The following is a 2,181-nucleotide window of genomic DNA, read 5'->3' as shown; positions in this document are numbered from 1 at the left end:
ATCTGACGGGCGAAAGCCTGCGGCGAAAGCAGCCGCAAAAAGCTTGACACCTGACGCATACGAAATGACAACAATCAACGCCAGCAGAGCCCTAGCCCCAGGGGGCGAGATCATATCGGAATCCGGGGGCGCAATCATATCGGAACAAAGGGGCGGCTTCGTCGGAATCGGCACCCTGGGCCACAAAGCCTGCCGGGACGGGCGCTCCGTCTCCTACCAACGTGTCCCGCGCCTGTTCGAGGCAATGGCGCTGGCTCGTGGCGACGGTCGCCATGCCCGCATGCTCAAGTCTCTCGCTCGCGTCGAGCTGCTGATATTGGACGACTGGGGCATCTCGGTGCTCACTCAAAGCCAGCGCATCGATCTGCTGGAGATGCTTGAAGACCGCAACGGGCGGGCCTCCACCATCGTAACAAGCCAAGTGCCCGTCGATCAGTGGCACGAAGTCATCGGCGACGATCCCACCCTTGCCGACGCCATCCTCGACCGCCTCGTTCAAAATGCTCACCGCATCAACATGACCGGCGAAAGCTTGCGGAAAATAGCTGGCAAGCAAGCGCTTGACGCCGACTAAAAACCAGTGAACTCATAGCAACCGTCGGTCAGGCTTCTGCTGCCCACGATCGCGTGAAATCACTGCCCACGATCAGCGAAATGCGCACTCGACGTCCGCAAGGAGATCCAAGCCCGGCATGAAGAAGCAGATCGGCTACGCTGCCGCGCGGTCGAGCGCGCCAAGATCGAGGCCGATCACGCCCAGCGCCGTTTCATGCTGGTCGATCCCGATAATCGTCTCGTCGCCGACACGCTCGAAGGCGAATGGAACGAGAAGCTCCGTATTTTGGCCAAGGCCCGCGAAGATCGCGAGCGTGCCCGGGAGCACGATCAATTCATCCTTGATGAAGCTGTCCGCGAGCGGCTGGTCGCAATGACGGTGGATTTCAACAAGCTCTGGGCGGATCCCGATACCCCGAACCGCGAACGCAAGCGACTGCTTGCCCACATCATCGAGGATGTCACTCTCGTCAAGCTACCGGCGGAAGGAACCACCAAGGTTCACGTGCGATTCAAAGGCGGCAAGATCCAGACGCTCACCACCCTGAGCCCAAAATCTTCCGCCCAGCAGGTCAAGACGCAGCCCGGCATCGTCGAACTGGTCGATAAACTCCTCGACGACCACATCTATTCCGAGATCGCAGAACTGCTCAACCAGAAAGGATACCGTCCGGGCGAGGCCGCACGCCGCGGTCGCCACAACGCCCGCTTCACGGCCTTGCGAGTTGCCTATCTCGTTCACCAATACAAGCTGCGCTCTCGCTATGACCGTCTGCGGGAACGTGGAATGCTGACAAAACAGGAAGCGGCCGCGCGTCTCAATATCCACGAGCACACCGTCACCAGATGGGCCAAGCATGGCCTCATCACCAGCCACGCCTACAACGGGCACTATTGCCTGTACGAACTTCCCGTTTCGGATCTACCGCAAAAACAATGCAGCCGATGGAACCGGCTCGTCGATCGCGCTGCCGCACGAAGGCAAAATGCCAGCCAGGCAAAAACTCTCAACTGAAGACGAAAGGGACGTAGTATGAATGCAGATCGTTCGTAAACAGGCAGGCACCCTGGCCGTCATGCCAGATCACCTTGATCAGCCCTCCTCGACGCCCGCGGAAACAAAACAAATGGCCGCTGTGCGGATTGCGCTTCAACGTCTCCTGCACCATCAATGCGAGGCCGGGGAAACCATGTCCGTATAGCCAGTGGCGAGCCACACCTTCACACCGCTCGGGACCGGGATCATCGCCGCTCCAGCACATCAAGAATCCGGCCGAGCGCCTCGGTATCGATATCACTCTCAATCCGCAGGCGACGGGCACCGCCAAGCTCGATCGTCACCATGCTGCTCTTCTTGCGCGGTCGGGAGATCGGCGCTGGCTGCGCCTCGACGACCTCCACGGGAACAAGCTGCGGCACGGACGGCGCGGAGATCTGGCAGAGCTCCTTGCGCCACCGGAAAAGCTGGCTCACATGAAGGCTCGCCGATCGCGCGATCTCCGAAACACTGGCCCCAGGCTCGAACGTCGCAGCGACCAGCCGCTCCTTCTCTTCCCGAGACCAGCGCCGGCGCCGCTCGACCGACGTGATCACTTCGATCTGATGCTTCGTCACAGGGCTACTCCT

General features: G+C 60.5%; 4 protein-coding genes. 2 read left to right on the top strand and 2 right to left on the bottom strand.

The features are described 5' to 3' along the window. Positions 1–574, top strand: a 574-nt coding sequence (locus tag EOC06_RS36315; protein WP_245470388.1) for an ATP-binding protein, incomplete at its 5' end; no start/stop codon positions are given. Positions 575–769: 195 nt separating this feature from the next. Then, the gene (locus EOC06_RS36310) at positions 770–1,570 is read left to right on the top strand and encodes a helix-turn-helix domain-containing protein (protein WP_245330060.1); all 801 of its coding nucleotides are present in this window, start codon (positions 770–772) and stop codon (positions 1,568–1,570) included. On the opposite strand, the gene tnpB is transcribed toward EOC06_RS36310, so the two are convergent. Then, positions 1,563–1,724 carry a transposase gene (gene tnpB, locus EOC06_RS36305; RefSeq protein ID WP_245470389.1) on the bottom strand — a complete coding sequence of 54 codons (162 nt, stop codon included), beginning with the start codon at positions 1,722–1,724 and terminating at the stop codon, positions 1,563–1,565. The two genes, EOC06_RS36310 and tnpB, sit on opposite strands and share 8 nt — an antisense overlap. A gap of 73 nt (positions 1,725–1,797) precedes the next feature. Further along, complete coding sequence (locus EOC06_RS36300; RefSeq protein WP_128310051.1) at positions 1,798–2,169, bottom strand: transposase; 372 nt, start codon at positions 2,167–2,169, stop codon at positions 1,798–1,800. Between the last annotated feature and the right edge of the window lie 12 nt (positions 2,170–2,181).

This window comes from Mesorhizobium sp. M7A.F.Ca.MR.362.00.0.0, from assembly GCF_004023175.1.
Taxonomy (GTDB): domain Bacteria; phylum Pseudomonadota; class Alphaproteobacteria; order Rhizobiales; family Rhizobiaceae; genus Mesorhizobium.
Note: the sequence above shows the minus strand (reverse complement) of the source record. Positions and strands in the feature narration are given on the sequence as shown.